The organism is Acidithiobacillus sp. (assembly GCF_023256195.1).
GTDB lineage: Bacteria > Pseudomonadota > Gammaproteobacteria > Acidithiobacillales > Acidithiobacillaceae > Acidithiobacillus_A.
Genome location: NZ_JAGDWX010000014.1, coordinates 1 through 18,055, shown reverse-complemented (window position 1 = coordinate 18,055; position 18,055 = coordinate 1). Strand labels below are relative to the sequence as shown.

The following is an 18,055-nucleotide window of genomic DNA, read 5'->3' as shown; positions in this document are numbered from 1 at the left end:
CCAGAGCCAGAGCCAGAGCCAGAGCCAGAGCCAGAGCCAGAGCCAGAGCCAGAGCCAGAGCGGCCCTTGTGGTATTCGGCGGTCGAAGGTTCTGAACCGCTGCAGCCGGCAGAGGCGCACGAGGATCGGGCAGAAGGAGTCCGCCCGGCATCGTTATACAGGAATATGGAGCTCCCGAACGATCACGACAGCAGCGAGGAAGGCATGAGCGAGACAGAGCACAACGGATGGCAGCAGCATGGCCCTATGGGACAAGAGGGAACGGATCGATCCGCGGAGCATCAGGGTTTCTCAGGCTCTGAGGCGCATGTCAATCCAAGTCCGGTTGCCTCCATGGGAGTGCCCACGCCTTTTGAAAGACAGGGTGGCGCGCTCATGACCGAGCTTGCTCAGGCACTCATCCTGAAGGGCAGCCTACAGTCGCAGGCATTGGGTCGCAGGGCGGCTCTCGCCGACTTTGACCAGGCCGCTACCCTGCTGCAACGCGCGGCGGAGGCCTCGGCCACTCCCAGCCCATTGCCCATTCAGGACAGTCTGGTGCGCCTACACCTTGCCGCAGCACGTACCTTGTGCGAGCTCGGTCGACTGGACGAGGCCAAGGCGCGGTTGAGCCAAGCTCTGACGCTTCTGGATGGCCAGAATGGGGCTGCCCTCGCGGATTTGCCGGAATGGCGCCAGCACCGGGCGGAAATCCTGACCCTGCGCGCGCGGCTGCAAAGCGAGGCTGATCCCGAGGCGGCTGCTGAAGACTACCGCAAGGCCATTGCCAGCCTCGCCGACCTTGCGACGGAGCTGGGTGAAGAGTGTAGTCCAACACTGCGTCTGCGGTGGTCAGAGGCTGAGATCGGATTGGCACAGATCTATCTTGACCAAAACCAGACGACTGGAGCCCAGCAATCGGTCACGGCGTCCTTGTCTGCGCTGGCGCTGGATAAGCTGGAACCGGAGTCCCGCGAACTGCCGGATTGGCGCTTGCAGGAGCTTGTGATCGATCTCAGTCGCTGTCAGATCGAACTGTGTCAGGGTATGGCGCGTTCGGCCCTCGACACCCTTCGGCAGATGAACGGCAGACTGGAACAGCTCCAGGGCATCGCAGGACAGGTGCTAGATGCCCGGCTGGTGGAGTTGCAGGCAGGCTACGCAGTGGCACTGGCGCAGGCCGCCGATCTTCTCGGCCGTCCCAGCGAGTCGCAGCCTATCCTCCACGATCTGCTCTCTGCGCTGGACGATATCCAGGGACGTTACGCGGAAGATTTCGGACCCTGGCTCCGCCGCGGCCTGGCGCGGATGCACTACCGCTGGGCTCTCCTCGAATTTGGCCGGGGCCATCTGCAGGCGGCTCAGGAAGCCTGCTCCCAGAGTCTTGCCACCCTGGAGGATATCGCGCGCAACGACGCGTTCGCCCAGTTCACGGGTCTGCGCCGGGATCGTGCCGAAAGTCATATCCTGCTGGCAAAGATTCACGCCGCTCGCGGTGCTCACGATTTGGCCATGGAGTCCCTGAATCGGGCCTTGGTCTTGCAGCAGTAAAGACGCCTCTGTGGGCGGGCCGGTAAGCCTTGTGCGGCGCTGGGTTGAGCTCCGTCGCTCAGGGCCTGGCCCAGAATACCTCCAGGGTACCGTCGCTGGTAAAACGGTACAGCCCGTCCACGTAGCCCAAGGCGAACAAAGCGAGGGCGTTGTCGTAGTAGTGTGGACCGAAGCGGTTCTCCGTGCTGTTCCAGGCGGAGTAGAGCTGGATGGAGACCTTTTTTGCCGCCGTGCCATCACCGCGCTGCTCCAGGTAGGGCAGGAGTGCAGCCGCAAAGCCCGGTGGACCGCGGCCCGTGCCTTTACCGTCCAGAGTGTTGACCCACTCTGGTATGGGCGCCCCCTTGTCCAGTAGCTTTGCCATTCCTCGGAGGGAGTGCTGGAGGGCGCGACTGACGGCGTTGTTGGCGCTCATCCCGGTCCACAGGTAGCAGCGGATGGCGTTGTAACCGCCGTCAGGGCCCTGGGGAGCGACGCCGAAGCCTCTGGGCTCCAGCACGAACCAGTCGGGGGCGAAACCGCGGGGAGCGGCGACCGCCAATAGCCGCGGCAGGCTTGCATACAACGCAGACCAGGGCCCCTGTGGATCCGCTCTCGCGAGTCCCGCAAGCAGAAATGGGGGAGAGTAGCTCGGGTTGACGATGAGCCTCCCATCTTCCCGCCAGTACGGCCCGTCGCCTGGGAGGAGAACGGGCCCCCAACCGCTCAAGCGGACGATCTCGTGCCGCTCTATCTGTCGCAACAGCGCCTGTGCAATGTCTGCGTAGTGTGGATCGTGCCAGAGCCGGGCTGCGGACAGCAGAGTGTAGGCCAGCCAGAGGTCGGCATCGCTGGCGGACTCTGAACTCAGGGGGCCCCATTGACCGTCTCCGGCGCGTCCCCACCGCCACACCGGTAGGTGCGCCGATAGATTCCCGCGGGCGAGGTTGTTCTGGGTCCACCACAGGATCCGGTCGAACAATCGACGATCGTTGGCCACCAGCGCGAAGAAGAGGCTATAGGCCTGGCCTTCGGAAGTGGAAATACCGCCGTCGTGGGGATCGATGACACGACCTTGTCCATCGATATAGTGGCTTTGAAAGCCTTGCCAGAGATTGGTCCAGGTGGGTGGTCCGGCCTCGGCCCCCGCTGCGCGGCCGAGCAGCACAGCTACCAGCAGACCGCACGCAAGAGCGCGGCGGCAGTGATCAAAAGCCCTTGCTGAAAGATAAACCAGCGTAGCCACTGTCGGCCAGGCCCGATTGAAAGCTCACTCCGCCGGCAAGTCCCAGTTGCCAGCCGGAAAAGGGCCCGATGTCCACAAACAGCCCCACCTGGTGGATCCGGTAGTTCTGCCCCCCCTGAACGATCCCCTCCGGACCCAAGGTAAGTTCGGGACTCAGGCGCCACTTACCTCGCCAATCCGTCCAGAAGGACTGCTGGCCAAAACTGTAACTGTCGATGCCCGCCAGCGACCATTGCGGGCTCAGGCGGAGGTCCCACTGCAATTGCGGGGTGAAGGTCCAGACCGCCCCCTGGGGCTTGGGGCGCGCTGCTCCGGGTACCTCACTGGGCTGGGCGTTGAAGTCGGCGTAACCCACGGCGCCGGAAAGACCCCAATGCAGGTCACCCAGTGCGCTCGCATAGCCGATACCGATATTGCCACCAGGCGCCTGCGTCGTGACGGTCTGGGCGGGGAAACCCGTCGTGTAACGATAGCTGAGGTAGTTGATGAAACCGGAAACAAACCAGCCTTGTCCCAGACGTGCACCGGGCAGGGGCTGCAATCCGCCGAGATAGCTGTAGTTGCTGTAGGCTCCCCATTGCGTGCCACCGAGCAGGAGGGTATCGGACCCGGCTTGCACAGGTCCTGGCAAAGCCCAGAAAGCGGCAAGTGCCAGAGCCAGATGGGAGACGTGGCGGCGCAGCGACATAAAACAGGCTCCTCATCAAATCCAGAAGGGGTAGGGTGCCATGCGGCGAGGGGGCATGCCGTGTCGCGGGTGAATATACCAGCGCCGCGGATCTTCCACATCCCTGTGCCAGTCCCCCTGAGCAACGCGGAAACGGAAAGTCTGCGCGTAACCCGGAGGTGTGGACGCTGCCGGCATGGGAATGGTCTGCGCGGATATGCCGGGCTCGGTGTCCGCGGTAGCGTCGCCTGGCTCTGTCGTCTCGGTTACCGGTGCGGTGAGGGAACGCAGATTTTCCGCTGCCGTAGACTGGTCTTCCAGAGCCTGCGTGCGTTGGCGCCGCAGCGCGTACTGGCGCAAGGCGTAGCGTGTGGCCAGCATGAACAGGAGTCCGAAGAACAGGAGGACGGCGAGGCTGATCCACGGATGGCGAGAAATCCAGAGGGCCAGGCCGCCACGCACGCCGAAGGTACGAAACGGCGTCTCGCTCATCCCCAGGGTAAAGACCCGATCGCTGCCGATGTGCCACCAGGCCAGGCTGCCTTTGAGCTGTGCCCAGGGACCATACTGGATGAGGTTCTGGGTAGCCTCGCGGAGTTTCTGGGGATCGCTCGCCGTAAGCAGGACATGGGTCCGACCCCCGTCGTGCCAGATACGCAGAAAAGCCAGATCGGCACGGTGATCGGCGTCCCAGAGTATTTTGGCGTGTGCCCATTCGATCGGCACCGGCTCGTGCAGCAGCGAGAGCAGACCGTGTTTCGGTCGCTCGTACGCGACGCCAGGCTTCTGCTGGAACAGTGCCTCCTCACCGCCGGGTATCTTGGTCCAGGCATCCTTTCCTTGCAGATTCCCGACGTAGATATCGGCGTCCGGCAGGGGGTCTGCCTGGGCGACAAACCGAACCGGCAGGGCGCGTCCGGCTGCCTGCGAGAGCTTGCCGAGCAGCGTCATGGCCGCCGAGACATTAGCGTCGCTCATGCTCGAGCCCTGCACCGTCAGCTCGTCCCCTTGCCGTGTATTGAAGGGGTAGGCTTTATACGCGAGGGGTGCGAGGTCTGGCTGACGCGAGCGCAACCCGCCCCCCATCCACTGAAAGACGGAGTCGCCATAGACGGTGACCCAGAGATTACCGAGGAAGAAAGGTCGACAGTCGCCTCCATTGCTCTGGGGTACCAGCACCGGTTCCAGTTGGACGTCGTTCCAGCCAGGGTGCAGGACGGTGGGCGGGAGGGTGACGGTGTAGTCGGCATAGCGCCCACCCTGAGGATTGTTCAGTGGAATGGAGTCCAGCGCGCTGCCATTGACGATCACATTGAGCGCGGACTGCGGCGACATGCCCGCGGCGTAGGCCAGGTGTAGGCGCAGTTGCGCCTTGCGCTGCCAGCCGCCGTTCCAGAGGCGCAGAGTGAGCGGTTCCGGGTCATAGCCGGTGCGGGTCTGTGTGCCGAAGCCCAGACCGCTCAGGGCGTAGGCATTTTGAGAGAATTCCGCGGTACTCTCCGGTGGCAGTGTTTTCTCTGCCGAGGGAAAGCGAGCACTACGCACACTGGCTTCGTCCAGCGGGGGCCAGAGCACGGCCGGATGAGCGAAGGCCCTGGCGAGGTCTACCAAGGCTTTCCCTTCGCCGATGAGGGCCACACCCAGGTGCCGCGGATGTCCGGGCCAGCGCAGGATACGTAGGGTCGGCAGGGCGGTGCTGGTCTGTACCTGCGCCGATCGCAGCAGCGGCTCCAGAGTTTTTGCACTGCCCACGAACAGGGCCGTCTTCGTGGTATCTGCCGGTACCTGTAGCCAGGCCTGCAGGCGCTCCGCGCTGAAGCTCTGCGCCTGTACCTCCAGCGGAAGGTACTGATAGCGCAGTGCCGCTCCTTCCACCGCCAAAGCGGTGGCCTCCCAATCGCTGGCGCTCGCGCTCCTCGCGAAGAAAAGCGCGAGCCGTCCCTCGTCGCTCGTCTGCGCGGGGTCGAAAATCTGGGCTAGATCGGCGAGATTCGGTTCCCAGGCCACTGGCGACAGGGTCAGGGCAAGGCTCGACTCCTGCAGTTGGATCTGACTCCAAATCTGGCCCGCCATGGGGTATTCGCAGTGGGATGCGTAATGTTGTGCCGCCCGCAACTGGATCGTGTTGAAACCGGGGTGGAACAGGGATCCTGGCAAGGCAAGTTTCTGCTCCAGGGGACCTTGACTGCCGGCGAGGGAAAACTGGCCCGCCACCTGACCATTGACGAGCACTACCATCCAGGACTGCGAATCGAGAGCAGCGGAGGGGATCACGTGCAGCTTGAGCTCGGCCCCGAGGACTTTCTGTCCGTATCCCATGGGCACGGGGACGTCGAGGTGGGCGTCGGTGTATCGCAGGGTCATCTGCGTACGCCCTCCGAGAAAGTAGGCAAGAGAATGCTGCACGCGCTGACCACCCGGAGTGCTGCTTGAGTCCGGCGCCGCGAGGGGCCGATTCGTAGAGCCAGGGGCATCCGCGGCGATCAAAATCGTCGGGCTGATACCGACCCAAAGCGCCAAAAGCAGCGCCAGGACACGTGCCAGCGTGCCGCGCCTCCGTGGAAAGTTCATGCAAGCTCCTTGGTCTTTCGGCGGTGGAGCAGCCCACTCCAGGCGCGGGAAGCCCGTTCCCACATATGTCGCAGCTGCCACCCTATATTCTTGGATCCTTCGGTCAGGGCAAGCACGGCGATGTGAGCCAAAGCACCCAGGATACTCTTGCCCTGATGGCGGCGATCCAGATTGTCCTGCAGGTGGGCGCTATCGCCAAAGGCCAGATCGACGGTGTAGCGTTCGTCACGGATGTCCGCGAATCGGTAGGCGAGGCCGAGGTGCAGGCTTTGGCGGTCGTTGCGCCACTGTCGATTTTCGATGCGTGCTCCAAGTGTCTTGCCATCGGCGAAGGCGAGGGACAGAGTGGCGGCCTCACGAAAGAGGGCGAGAACCCGCCGTCGGTCGCTGGCGTCCAGCCTGGGAAAGCGCAGTTCCAGACCGATGCCCAGACGGGAACCGTCCACGGCGTGGGCCCGAAAATGCCGCCCGTCTATGTAAAGGTCGATCTCCTCGTCGAGCGAGGCCCGAGGTTCACTGCGCCGCTGAGGTTTTTCGTATAGGACACCCAGGGCGGCGAGGATGAACAGAAGGTCCAGAATGGCCCAGATCATCACAAAGACGATAGCTCCGTGCATCCACGGATAGGCCTGCCAGCGCCACACCCCGCCAACGAGGCTCGCCGCAGTCATCGCCAACAAAAGATAGAAGGGTCCGGACAGGGAAGAAATGAAATGACTGTCCAGGCGCTCGCCTTTGGGGGTCACCTGGAAGGAAGGCGAGCGCGGACGCCTCAGGACCCGGAAGATCCCTTGGCTGACGTAGACGCTCTGGATGGTTTCGTATATCTGCGAGATGAAGGGCCAGCGTACCTCGCGGTAATAGAACTGGGTGCTCACCAGCGAGGCCAGGTAATAGGGACCGGCATAGGCCAGCAACTGACCGGCTGTGGTATCGCACAGGTCCAGGCCAAAGATGAGATAGGCCGGGGGGGCAAAAAACAAAAGCAGGCGGGCTACGGCAAAACCCCAATAGGTCGCAAAGTTGGTGTACAGCAGCCGTTGCACAAAGTGCAGATTCTTCTGCAGCCAAGGATTTTTCAGGAGAAATATCTGCAGCATCCCTTGGCCCCAGCGTACGCGCTGAACGATGAGACCCGAGTAGGTTTCGGGCTGCAGTCCAGATACCATGGGCCGGTTCAGGTAAGCCGTGCGGTATCCCAAGCCGATGGCATCCAGGGTGGTTTCGGCATCCTCCGTGATGGTCTGACCGGCAATACCACCGACACGGTCCAAGGCCTCGCGCCGCAGCACGGCCGCCGATCCGCAGAAAAAGGAGGTCCCCCAGAAGTCCAGCCCCGGCTGCATGACGGTATAGAAAAGCTCGTTTTCTGCTGGCGTCTCGCTGAAGATCTTGAGATTGCGTTCCACGGGATCTGGTGTAACAAAGTTGTGCGGCGTCTGCAGCAAAAAGAGCTTGGGATCGTTCTTGAAGAACGGTACGGTATTCACCAGAAAATCGCGTGTGGGAATATGATCGCAGTCGAGGATCAGCACCAGCGTGCCATGGGTCTTGGTCAGGGCGTGGTTCAGATTCCCGGCCTTGGCGTGTTCGTTGCGGGCGCGGGTGAGGTAGTGGGCCCCCAATTCTGCCGCCATCGCTTGCAGCTCCCGCGCGCGCTGTCGCGCAGCATTGGCCTTGACGGGATCTTTGTCGTTGCGTTTCTGGTCCGTGCCGCCGTCGTCCAGAATCCAGACGGTGAATCGGTCTTTGGGGTACTGCATCTGTGTCGCAGCGATGATGGTCGGTCGCAGTACCGAGGGGTCTTCATTGTAGGTCGGTACAAAGACGTCCACCGTCGGCAATGTCGGATCCTCGAGATCGCAGGACGGAGGGGTTCTGTTGAGAGGTTGGGCGTTGATGAAATGGCCAAAAACAAAGGTGACGAAGCCGTAGATCTCAACGGCGAACAAAAGCAGTCCCGCGAGGCTGGAAGCCAGTCCGTAACCAAAAGGGAGGGTCTCGGTAGCCCGCCAGTAGAAGTAGCGCAAACCCAAGGCGAGACTCGTGAACACCAGGAAAAACCTGAGCCAAGGGAGCACGGACGAGTCCTTGGGCAAACGAAGACGCCAGAAGTAGCTGAGGGACAAGGCGCCCAGCAGGGCGAAGGCGATGGTGGTCTGACTGTCCTCGGATAGGGGCAGACTGACGAATACGGCCAAAGGAAACAGGCTCAACAGCCACCAGAAGCCAACACGCCAAGGGCTCGCCGACGCCTGTGACGCGGGCGAATGCTCCCTGCGCGCAATCGTCATGACGCCGTCAGCCTGTCGCAATCCGCCACCAATGGGGCGCATGCCCTACGGTCGTGCCGGCTATTCGCCTGGTCCTTGCCTACCCGAATCTTAATCTTCGCCCCCATCCGACGCCGATCTGCGCCGCGGACTCACCACCCGCTGCGTCCCGAATCCGCCCAAAGGTCCTCATCGAGTTCTTGGTGCCCCGAGCGCGAATCGAACGCGCGACCTACCGCTTAGGAGGCGGTTGCTCTATCCACTGAGCTATCGAGGCTCAGGACGGATTCTAGCAGGCTTTTCATCGCGATAGAAAGGAATGGGCCGAGACTTACAGCGTCAGCGCGACGAAGGCGGCGTAGAGCAGACCGAAGACAAGGAATTGCCCGGAGCGTAAGGCCCGTCCAGAGCGGATCAGCCAGGCGAGATACAGGGCCGCCAGCAAGGTGACGGTCGCGGTCACGAGCACTGGGCCGGACGGGCGCCAGTCCGTGAGGGCTATGCCGAGAGCCGGTAAGAGCGATCCTTGGAAGACCATGGCGCCGGTGATGTTGCCGAAGGCCAGGGTGTCCTTGCCCCGCCGGATCCAGAGGATGCTATTGATTTTTTCCGGTAATTCCGTGGCCAGCGGCACGATGAGCATGGACAGGACCAAGGCAGAGATTCCCAGCCAGTGGGACAGATGTTCGACCCCGCGCACGAAGAGCTCCGCACCGAGGACGATGGCGACCAGACCCAGGGCAAGTTGCAGGATGATGCTGGCGAAGCGCTCTCCGAGGCCAAGGCGCCGCAGATAGAGCGGCGCACCGGCCTCGGTATCGTGGCCATCGGCCACGAGGGCGGCAGAGGCGCGCATGGTCTGCAAGACGTAGAGGAAGTAGCACAGAACGAGGACGATGGCGACGGCCACCCGCGCGAGGCCCCACTGACCAGGCAGGAACAATGCACCTACAGCGAGGCCAAAGCAGAGAAGAAACCAGGAGCTGTCCCGTCGCAGGCCGCTTTTCTCGGGTTGCAGTGTGCCCTTCCAGCCGCGCCTGCCGGCAGCGAACATGGCCATGAGGAACAACGCAAGGGTAGAGAGCATCAGCGGTGCTCCGAGGATCGCCCCGACGCCCACGTCGGCACCGAGGGCGGCGTTACCACTGGCAGCGCCGGCGAGGATGGCAACGATGGGTACCATCGTCTCGGGCAATGCCGTACCTACAGCGGCAAAGACGGAGCCTGTGACTCCCTCCGATATGCCCATGCGCTCGCCGAGATGTTCCAGGGCGTTGGTAAAGAGCTCTGCCCCAAGGAGAATGATCAGCAGGGCCGCCAGCAGTAGCACGAAGTCCAAGGAACGCTCCCGAAACGGTGTGGGGTGAAGACGTTTATGGCCGCATCATTGCCGATCCGCTCCGCCATGACAATACCGAGGTCCTGGTCGCCGCAATCCCTGTAAGACGCCCGTCGCGATGGTCGCGGTTTTGCGCTACCATGCTCAGGCCATGGAAAAGGCGGGATGGATCATGCTGGAGTTGTGCAGCTTCTTCGATCGCAAGATCTTCTACATCGAGGGTGGTACCGATACGCCGGCCGTGTTCTACATCGCCGACCGCGACGCCGGCGGTATCCTCGTCAATGCCCCACGCCACGATCCCGAGCTGCAGGCCCAACTGGAGCAGTTGGGACCCCTGAACGTACTCTTCCTGCCCAGCCGCTTCGGCGCCCAGGACCTGGATGCCTGGCGATCGGCCGGTGCGCGCCTGGTGGCGCAGCCGGCAGAGGCGCGCAGTCTTGGCATCGACCTGGACGTGCCCCTGGACAGCAAACTGCGACTGACTCGCACCATCGACTTTCTGCCCATGGCGGGGCGGACCGCCGGTAGCTGTGCGCTGCGGTTGCGCAACAAGCCGGGAGTCGTGTTCTTCGGTCCGATCCTTGAAAACGACGAGGCCGATGCCTGGCCGACACTCATCCCCCACGCCGACGATCAGTCCTGGGAAAATCGGCTCTTCGGCAGTCTGGGATTACAGGATATTGCGTTCGAGTACGCCTTTACCGACCGCTTTCAGCCCCAGCGCAGCCCCTACGGTCCGGGTGCGGATCGAGCCATCGCCGCGCGCCTGGCCGCATTGCTGGAAGACTAGACGAATGGCCGCGCTGCCGTTTTGAGTCGAGATCGCGTATAGTGCCGACCGAATTCCTCCTCAGGGACAGGTGTTTTTCATGGGTACCGAGACTGCGCTGACTTTTTCCGACTTCGCCCTCGCCGAGCCTTTGCAGCGGGCGGTGCGAGAGATTGGCTACGAACAACCTTCACCCATCCAGTCTCAGAGCATCCCACCGCTGCTGGAGGGACGTGATGTGATCGGTCTCGCCCAGACTGGCACCGGCAAGACCGCGGCCTTTGCCCTGCCGCTTTTGAGTCGCGTGGATCTGTCCCTGCGCTTTCCCCAGGTTTTGGTGCTGGCACCCACGCGCGAGCTGGCCATTCAGGTGGCAGAAGCCATGCAGAGCTACGCCAAGTTTCTGCCGGGTTTTCACGTGCTGCCCATCTACGGCGGCCAGTCCATGGGCCTACAACTCAAGCAGTTGCAGCGTGGCGTTCAGGTGGTCGTCGGTACGCCGGGACGTATACAGGACCACCTGCGGCGCGAGACTCTGAAGCTCGATCGCTTGCGGGCAGTGGTCTTGGATGAGGCCGACGAAATGCTGCGCATGGGCTTCATCGATGCCGTGGAGGACATCCTCAAGCACACCCCAGCGGAGCGTCAGGTGGCCCTCTTCTCGGCCACCATGCCCGAGGCCATCCGTCGTATCGCCCGTACCTACCTGCGCGATCCCTTGGAAATCCGCATCAAAAGTACTACCAGCACCGTGGCGGCCATTCGCCAGCGCTACTGGTTGGTGAGCGGCACCCACAAGCTCGATGCCCTCACCCGTATCCTTGAGGTGGAAGACAGCAACGCCTGGATCGTCTTTGTTCGCACCAAGACCGCTACGGTAGAACTGGCGGAGCGCCTCGAGGCACGCGGCTACGCCTGCGGCGCCCTCAATGGCGACATGACCCAGGCCATGCGCGAACAGACCGTCGAGCGGGTCAAATCCGGTAGTCTCGACATCGTGGTCGCCACCGATGTGGCCGCCCGCGGTCTGGATGTGGAGCGGATCACCCACGTCATCAACTACGATATTCCCAACGACACCGAGGCTTATATCCACCGTATCGGGCGCACGGGGCGCGCCGGGCGCAAGGGCGAGGCCATCCTGTTCGTGGCGCCACGCGAGCGCTACCTGTTGAAGGCGATCGAGCGGGCCACGGGCCAGCCCATCGAGCCCATGCACCTGCCGAGTCTGGAGGACGTCGCCGACCGGCGCACGACCCAGTTCAAGGAGCAGCTGACGACGGTCCTTGAGACGGAAGACCTGGATCGCTTCGCCTCTCTGGTGGCGGAGTACCAGAGCGAGCAGGAGGTCTCCTTGGAGCGCATCGCCGCCGCCCTGGCTTTCCTGGCTCAGAGGGACAAGCCCCTGGTACCCGACGCACCGCCCGCATCTCCCAGCCTGGACAAGACCCCAGGCCCGCGGGGTACACGCCGTCTGGAGGAGCGCAAGGAGCGGACGACGCGGGAGCGTACGCCAGCGGGCGACAGGCGCGGTGACGATACCCCCATGATCGCCTACCGCCTTGCCGTCGGCGAGAGTCACGGAGCTCAGGTCAAGAACATCGTCGGCGCCATCGCCAACGAATCGGGGCTGCCCAGCCGTCTGATCCGCAAGGTCCAGGTGCACAGCGAGCATAGCACCGTAGAGCTGCCGGCAGACCTGGAGCCCGGTATCTTGGAGCATTTGCAGAAAGTCTGGGTGGCGGGGCGTCCGCTGCAGATCGCGCCCATCGGTGGCGCTGATCGGGAGTACGGGCGGGGGTCCTCGAGCAGGCGAAGCGCTGCTCCAAAGGCCGAGGCGCGGCCGGTACTGTCGGTGCGCAAAGGGGCCCAGACGGACGTCAAGGAGGCCAAGAAACCTTCACGGCGCAAGCAGGAGCGTGATAAACGCTAAACCATGGCTGGCGCTGGCCGTCCGTGGGAGCGGTTGGTGGGTAGGTCGGAAAATGGACAAATAAAAACCGGCCAGCCAAAGCACAACCGGTAAAGCAACTACTGTTCCCCTGAGGGGGAGGGCGGCGAGGGCCGCCCTGCACGGATTCTTAGGCCCGGCGTACCTTCTCAGCCTGCAGACCCTTGGGGCCGCGGGTAACTTCAAAACTTACCCGTTCACCCTCGGCCAGGGTCTTGAACCCGCTGCCCTCAATGGCGGAGTGATGCACGAACACATCTTCCTTGCCATCTTCCGGCGTAATGAACCCAAACCCCTTGCTGTCATTGAACCACTTCACTGTACCAACCGCCATGTTACACCCCAGATAATCAAAGATGGCCGAACTGGCCATGGACAAGCATGGCACAGCGAGTCCCCGGAAGCAAGGAAATGTATGAGTCCACCACCTTTGGCACTCGGGGTGATGTTGGATGAGGAAGGATAGCGGTGGTTGTTGTCCGAGTCGATGGTGTGGTCGTTCGGCGTTATAGAAGACGAGCCAGTCGGCGAGCTTTTGGTTGAAGCGTCCCAGGTCGGTAAAGAGCAGGTCTTCGTGGTAGTCGACGAAAGATTCTTGGATGGTGCGATTGAAGCGTTCAGCATGGGCATGCATTTTTGGCGTCTTGGGGTAGGTGTACCAAGGTTGGATCTGCTGTGCGGCAAGGGTGTGCGCGAAGCCCGCTTCGAACTCTGAGTCCTTATCGGAGAGCAGCACTTCGGGCTTTTTCGGAAGCATATCCAAGACGGCGGCGAGAGCGGTCTGGGTATGGCGCGTGGCCTTGCTGGGCAGAGCGATGGCCAGAGCAAAGGCGCTGGCGGGGTCGATGAAGGTGACGATGTAGCGTTTCAGTCCATCGCGGACGCGCTCGATGGTGTCTACCGCCAAGCATTGCAAGACGGCGGTACGTGCTCCCTTGGGCTTACGGGGTTTGCGCGAGCGCTGGACGGGCTTCGGGCGACTGCGGGCATCGAGTCGTGCGGGACGGTGGCGCATCTTGTCCGGCGCGCGGGCGATGATGCGCCCGAGGGTCGAGACCGAGGGCAAGGGAATACCGTGGGCTCTACACCAAGGAGTCATCAAGACGTGTAGCTTGGCCTTGCCCAGGTTGGGATAGAGCCCACGCAACCGCCTTATCTCCGCCACGAGTCGAGGGTCGGTTTGGGAACCCCTCTTACGCTTGGGGGCGGAAGATAGGGCTGTGAGGGCCGTTGGGTTGCCGCCACTCTCCTGGAAGGTCTTCTTCCAACGGTAGAGGGTCCTGCGGGACACCCCAAAGGCATCCACGGTGGCCTCCAGGCCGTGCTTTTCGAAAAACCTGAGAATCTTCAGTCGGTGTTGTGCATCTTTCGGGGTCATCTCCCAAAGGTGCCCCAGCTCGGCTACCCGGTAAAATCCCCAGACTCGGTACCCAATGTGCTGAATCCGCAGGACACTCCCTCTTCGCTACAGGAGTGCCAAAGGTTTCTGAGCTTATGCAGCCGCGTCCCACCAAGATCCTCGTTCAGGCGCACGCCACTGGCCCGTAGCTCGCGCCTCCAATGGCCAAAGCCCACTGCTTATACCGGCTCGGACGCAGAATACCTTTGGGTCAAAATACTACTCGTTTTTTTGGTCGGTCAGCCGTTTCAGTTCGACCTTACTATAACACTGGTTCATATCGCGCCCCTATCAGCGCATTACAGGAAGGGCTTATGGGGGACAAATCAGACGGACGAAAACGGTACAGTTTGAGGGGTTAGTCTTTTTCCGCTCGTTTAAAGGCACGCCGAACGGCAGAACGTAAGCCTTGGCTTTTTGCCACACCAATAAACCGAACCCGCAACGTTGGATCCTTCGCGAGATGGAGAACTCGGAAGGGAACGCGCCAACCTCCCGTCTCTCGCCTTGGCGCCTGTGCTCCAATTGCACGCTGCCTATCCATAAATAACCCATAAGCAAGCGCCAAGCCGATACCTTGGGTGTCATGCCTCAAATATGGACGCACGCTACGTGCATGATCCGCCCACTGATCTCCTGACAAGAGCATACCGTTTTCATTAACTCGGTACCAATACAGAGGCTTGGGGACCAGCTCGAGCCGAAGCCCCCTCAGGACAGCTTCAGCAAACAACTCCCAGTCCTCATGCCCAACGCCATAGTCAGTGGTAAATCCACCCAATTGCAAGAACGCGGACTTTTTCCAAAGCGCATTCGCGTCACCAAAGACGTTACGGTACACGCCAGCGCCCGCCGCACCACCCAATGGGACCCATACCCGCTCGACCGTCCTCGGTACCTTATTTCCCGTAAACAAATTCATGGGACATGTAAGAACGTCCGCTCCGGACGCCAAGGCCGCCTGCACCAATATCGACAGCGCTTCTGGGAGTAACACATTATCATCGTCCATAAATAGCAGATACTCGCCTTCCGCCGCGTTGGCGGCTGCGTTACGCGCCGCTCCGAGAAAACTGTTTCTCTGCCGTCTAATTTTCCACCGCCGATCGATGAATTCACGCTCTAGACTATCCAGATATGTCTTTGCCTCCTCACCCGGGCTTCCGTCGTCGACAAGTACTACCTCAAAATTCGAGTAAGTTTGCGCGCGTAACGAATCCAGCGCCTGTTCCAGCAAATGTGGGCGATTGTAATGGACGAGGCACACGCTAACATATGGTTCGTCTAAGCTTAAAGCCTGAATCGATCTCGAGGCTTCTTCATGCACTAACTTCTGGATCAGAGACAGCCAAGTGCGTTCAACTTCTTCCAAATTCCACGCAGGTTTCGCCCGTTCAATACCGTGTACAATGCAGTTCTCGAGGACCTCGGCCAGCGCCCCGGGGGTTGGATCGAACAAATGCGTCGACTGGCTCTCGTCAGCGAGCAGTTCTGGAATACCTCCGACTCGAGAAGCCACAAAGACAATCCCTCGTGTTAGACACTCCAGCACAGTGTAGGGAGAATTCTCGACCAACGAGGGCATGACGGCCAGGGTACCTGGTTCCTGTAAAACTTCCAAAGCGCTGTCCCGATTCTTGTCCGACAACACCTCTATCGCGGCGCGCCAATTAGCAGACCGCTCTGCAATGTATCGTTGCGAATCGAAACCGGTCTGAGTAACAACTTTTCCAAGAAAAACTATACGACCGATGATACTCTGCTTTTCTGGTGACAACCTATCCACGGCGTCGCAGAAAAGCTTCAAGCCTTTTCTTGGCTCAAGTCTCCCGAAAAATACCACCTTTTCTATATACTGAGGTGACGACGAGCGTCCCTTTAAACCCGAAGATCGCAGAGATTTCGGCATCAGATTGGGTAGAACGATGCTATTGGTCGGAAGTTGCCAGCCACGAGAACGCATCCAATCAAACAGATATTTGCTAGGGCTAACCACAAGATCGGCACGCCTGACACTTTCGCGCTCCATAAAATCGCGATCCAAGTCATCGGTCCACTCCGGCAAACGACGGTTCCCCTCAACAGCCCACGACTCAGGGCTATGTGTATTGACAACAATGGGCAGCCGCGCAAAACCTAATCCTTGCGCTTTAGCGAGAAGAACGTAATATGCGAGCCCCATCCATTCTGGAAAAATGACGATATCAAAGTCCTGATGTTTATCTATCAACCAGGTGTAAACGCGCCAGGCGACAGCGCGAATCCGAGGAGCTTCGATTTTCGAGATCTTGCCATCCGGATCCTCCAGAGGAATAAGCCTGATACCTATCACTGCATAGTGGGCAACCCAATGAGATATCGGCGCGTCTTCACTATAATCACCCAGCGCATAGAGTATCGACACATCACAACCGCCTCGCGATAGGGCTTCGGCGAGCGATGAAAAAGCGGTGCCAATCCCTCCATTCCGAATAGGACCATGCAGATCTGGTGTGACAATCAATATTCTCGGAGAGTCCTCCCTCATTTTACTCGCAATAGCACTATCGCTTGAGAGAAAAGAACTCTTGGGAGCATCAATTGGAATGTGCGCCACGATTTCCTTGCTTAAGTGAAGAATACCACGAATCGATCTTACTCCTCTGGAAAGATTTTTTATATGCCGCGACACGTAACGCAGCGGACGCGTAATTTTCCAAGATCGCGAGCGACGGATAAGGTCAAGCTCACCTCTCAAGTGGTCAATTTGCCATTGCATGTTTTTCGTCGACTCACGCCAGCTGAGTAACTCGCTTTGGCTACAAGCCCAACGCGCACGCGCCTGATCCAATTTGTGTTCGAGAAGCACAATTTCTTCTTTTGTCTGATCTATCTCTACTTTCTCTTGATTAAACTGTTTTTCACGAAGTTCAAACTTTGCTCGATCCAACTCAAAACTCTGCCGTTGTACGTCTAGTAGCTGCCAGCTGTTACTAAGCTTTTCCTGATCAGCAATAAACTTACTGCGTTCCGTGTCCAGAAATGCTATAGTTTCACTCTGTTCTTTAACCTGCTTGAGCAACGCTGAGCATTGTTCAGCCAAAGCCTGATGAAGGCTTGAGTCTATGTTGTATCTTATGTTATCGAGAATCGCGGCCGTATTGTTTTGCTCCGATTCAAGCATATGCAACGCGTTGAGCGTCTGTGCGCACCAATCTTTATAAGGCCGAGGCAGATATAGAAGATCCTCTTCCGACACATGGTGACGCAGTCTTTTATCGAGAAATTCATCGATCGAAGATTGTGCGCTTTCGATGCGTAGAGGCAGAGACAAGCCTTCACGAAGCCGATAGAGCTCTCTCGACCAGTCCTCCAGCAAGTTCTTGTAGTCGACCACAGCTCTTTGTATACCACGCGTTGCGCTTTCCGCTTCCAAATTGAAACGAAGCCACAACGCCAATGCGTGATTAAGACCAATGTCATTACGGTACGCCAGGGAAGCAGCAACCTCCCGGGGATCACGCAATGCCATCACGACCTTGAAATCCACCCCCAGCTCTGAAAGCAACTTCGGCCAAATGGGTAAACACCGCGAGAGGCGGGGATCTTTTACACCCCATAAGCGAGATTCAGAAAAGCTTTTTTCCAACTCAAGGCGAAGCAGATCCCTCGCTCGTTGGGCGGGTTTGCTGTCCACCCAACCCTCCGGCAGCGGCCGCAGATCATGCCAGCTACTACCCAGCGAGACAAGAAGTTCCTCGTGAATACGCCAGATCGCGTCATGCTCGAAAAACCCTTTTGGATTATCGTCCGCCGGGGCTAATAAGCGCGATCCGAAATCAACCCCGGCCAGAGATAAAGCGCCGGCAAGTGCCGAGGTGCCGCTCCGGTGCATGCCTAGCACCAAAACGGCCGTATTCGCTAAGGTTTTCAACTCAGACATCTCCTCCGTTATTTATACCAATCTCTCGATCTAAAGATAGCTTTAAAGGTGTGGTGTCAATTCTGAAGTGCGACATCGCTGTTTAAAGTCTTGAGTTTCTCCGCCATAGCCCCGGCCGGAGTTCGGAAACCTAGCGATTTTCCGGGTCGATTATTCAGTTCTTCTGCTACCTTGGTCGAGTACTGCTGGGAGTATGGCGAAAGGTTCGTACCCTTCGGGAAGTACGGACGCAGCCGACCATTGGTACTCTCATTAGTAGGCCGCTGCCAAGAGCAATGCGGGTCGGCAAAATGGACCCGCAAATAGACACGCTTCTCCAGTGCATCGCGCCGCGCCATCTCCTTGCCTTGGTCGTAAGTCAGGGTCTTCCGCAATACCTCCGGCAGTGTGCGCAGCCGCCTGGTGA

11 protein-coding genes, 1 tRNA gene and 1 pseudogene are annotated in these 18,055 nt (G+C 60.0%); 3 read left to right on the top strand and 10 right to left on the bottom strand.

Annotation, left to right across the window (positions count from 1 at the left end):
- Positions 1–375: 375 nt before the first annotated feature.
- The gene (locus Q0C23_RS03105) at positions 376–1,530 is read left to right on the top strand and encodes a hypothetical protein (protein ID WP_291510919.1); all 1,155 of its coding nucleotides are present in this window, start codon (positions 376–378) and stop codon (positions 1,528–1,530) included.
- A gap of 58 nt (positions 1,531–1,588) precedes the next feature.
- On the opposite strand, the gene bcsZ is transcribed toward Q0C23_RS03105, so the two are convergent.
- The 6 genes from bcsZ to Q0C23_RS03075 all read right to left on the bottom strand — a co-directional run bounded on the left by bcsZ (position 1,589) and on the right by Q0C23_RS03075 (position 9,596).
- A complete protein-coding gene (gene bcsZ, locus Q0C23_RS03100; protein WP_291510918.1) occupies positions 1,589–2,755 on the bottom strand; it encodes a cellulose synthase complex periplasmic endoglucanase BcsZ in 1,167 nt (388 codons plus the stop codon).
- Positions 2,718–3,443 (bottom strand): cellulose biosynthesis protein BcsS, encoded by a 726-nt coding sequence (bcsS, locus tag Q0C23_RS03095; RefSeq protein ID WP_291510917.1) that lies wholly within the window; start codon positions 3,441–3,443, stop codon positions 2,718–2,720. Before bcsS ends, bcsZ begins: the two co-directional genes overlap by 38 nt.
- A 15-nt stretch (positions 3,444–3,458) precedes the next feature.
- Entirely contained in the window at positions 3,459–5,993 is a 2,535-nt protein-coding gene (locus Q0C23_RS03090; RefSeq protein WP_291510916.1) for a cellulose biosynthesis cyclic di-GMP-binding regulatory protein BcsB, read from the bottom strand.
- The gene (bcsA, locus tag Q0C23_RS03085; RefSeq protein ID WP_291510915.1) at positions 5,990–8,287 is read right to left on the bottom strand and encodes a UDP-forming cellulose synthase catalytic subunit; all 2,298 of its coding nucleotides are present in this window, start codon (positions 8,285–8,287) and stop codon (positions 5,990–5,992) included. The genes Q0C23_RS03090 and bcsA overlap by 4 nt, the downstream gene beginning before the upstream one ends.
- A 180-nt stretch (positions 8,288–8,467) precedes the next feature.
- Positions 8,468–8,543 (bottom strand) — tRNA-Arg (locus tag Q0C23_RS03080).
- A 54-nt stretch (positions 8,544–8,597) separates the two neighbouring features.
- Positions 8,598–9,596: a sodium:calcium antiporter gene (locus Q0C23_RS03075; RefSeq protein ID WP_291510923.1), complete on the bottom strand. Its 999-nt coding sequence runs from the start codon at positions 9,594–9,596 to the stop codon at positions 8,598–8,600.
- Positions 9,597–9,723: 127 nt separating this feature from the next.
- Here Q0C23_RS03075 and Q0C23_RS03070 point away from each other — a divergent pair, with 127 nt between their 5' ends.
- A complete protein-coding gene (locus Q0C23_RS03070) occupies positions 9,724–10,398 on the top strand; it encodes a hypothetical protein (RefSeq protein WP_291510914.1) in 675 nt (224 codons plus the stop codon).
- Positions 10,399–10,477: 79 nt separating this feature from the next.
- A complete protein-coding gene (locus Q0C23_RS03065) occupies positions 10,478–12,310 on the top strand; it encodes a DEAD/DEAH box helicase (RefSeq protein WP_291510913.1) in 1,833 nt (610 codons plus the stop codon).
- Between the two features lie 148 nt (positions 12,311–12,458).
- Here Q0C23_RS03065 and Q0C23_RS03060 read toward each other — a convergent pair whose 3' ends face one another.
- From Q0C23_RS03060 to Q0C23_RS03045, 4 genes and pseudogenes are all read right to left on the bottom strand, one after another.
- A complete protein-coding gene (locus Q0C23_RS03060) occupies positions 12,459–12,662 on the bottom strand; it encodes a cold-shock protein (RefSeq protein ID WP_291510922.1) in 204 nt (67 codons plus the stop codon).
- Between the two features lie 192 nt (positions 12,663–12,854).
- Positions 12,855–13,706: pseudogene (locus tag Q0C23_RS03055) on the bottom strand (helix-turn-helix domain-containing protein); the annotation flags it as partial.
- Between the two features lie 379 nt (positions 13,707–14,085).
- Positions 14,086–17,649, bottom strand: coding sequence for a glycosyltransferase (locus Q0C23_RS03050; RefSeq protein WP_291510912.1), 3,564 nt, complete (start codon positions 17,647–17,649; stop codon positions 14,086–14,088).
- A 56-nt stretch (positions 17,650–17,705) separates the two neighbouring features.
- A partial coding sequence (locus tag Q0C23_RS03045; protein ID WP_291510911.1) for an IS30 family transposase occupies positions 17,706–18,055 on the bottom strand: 350 nt, incomplete at its 5' end.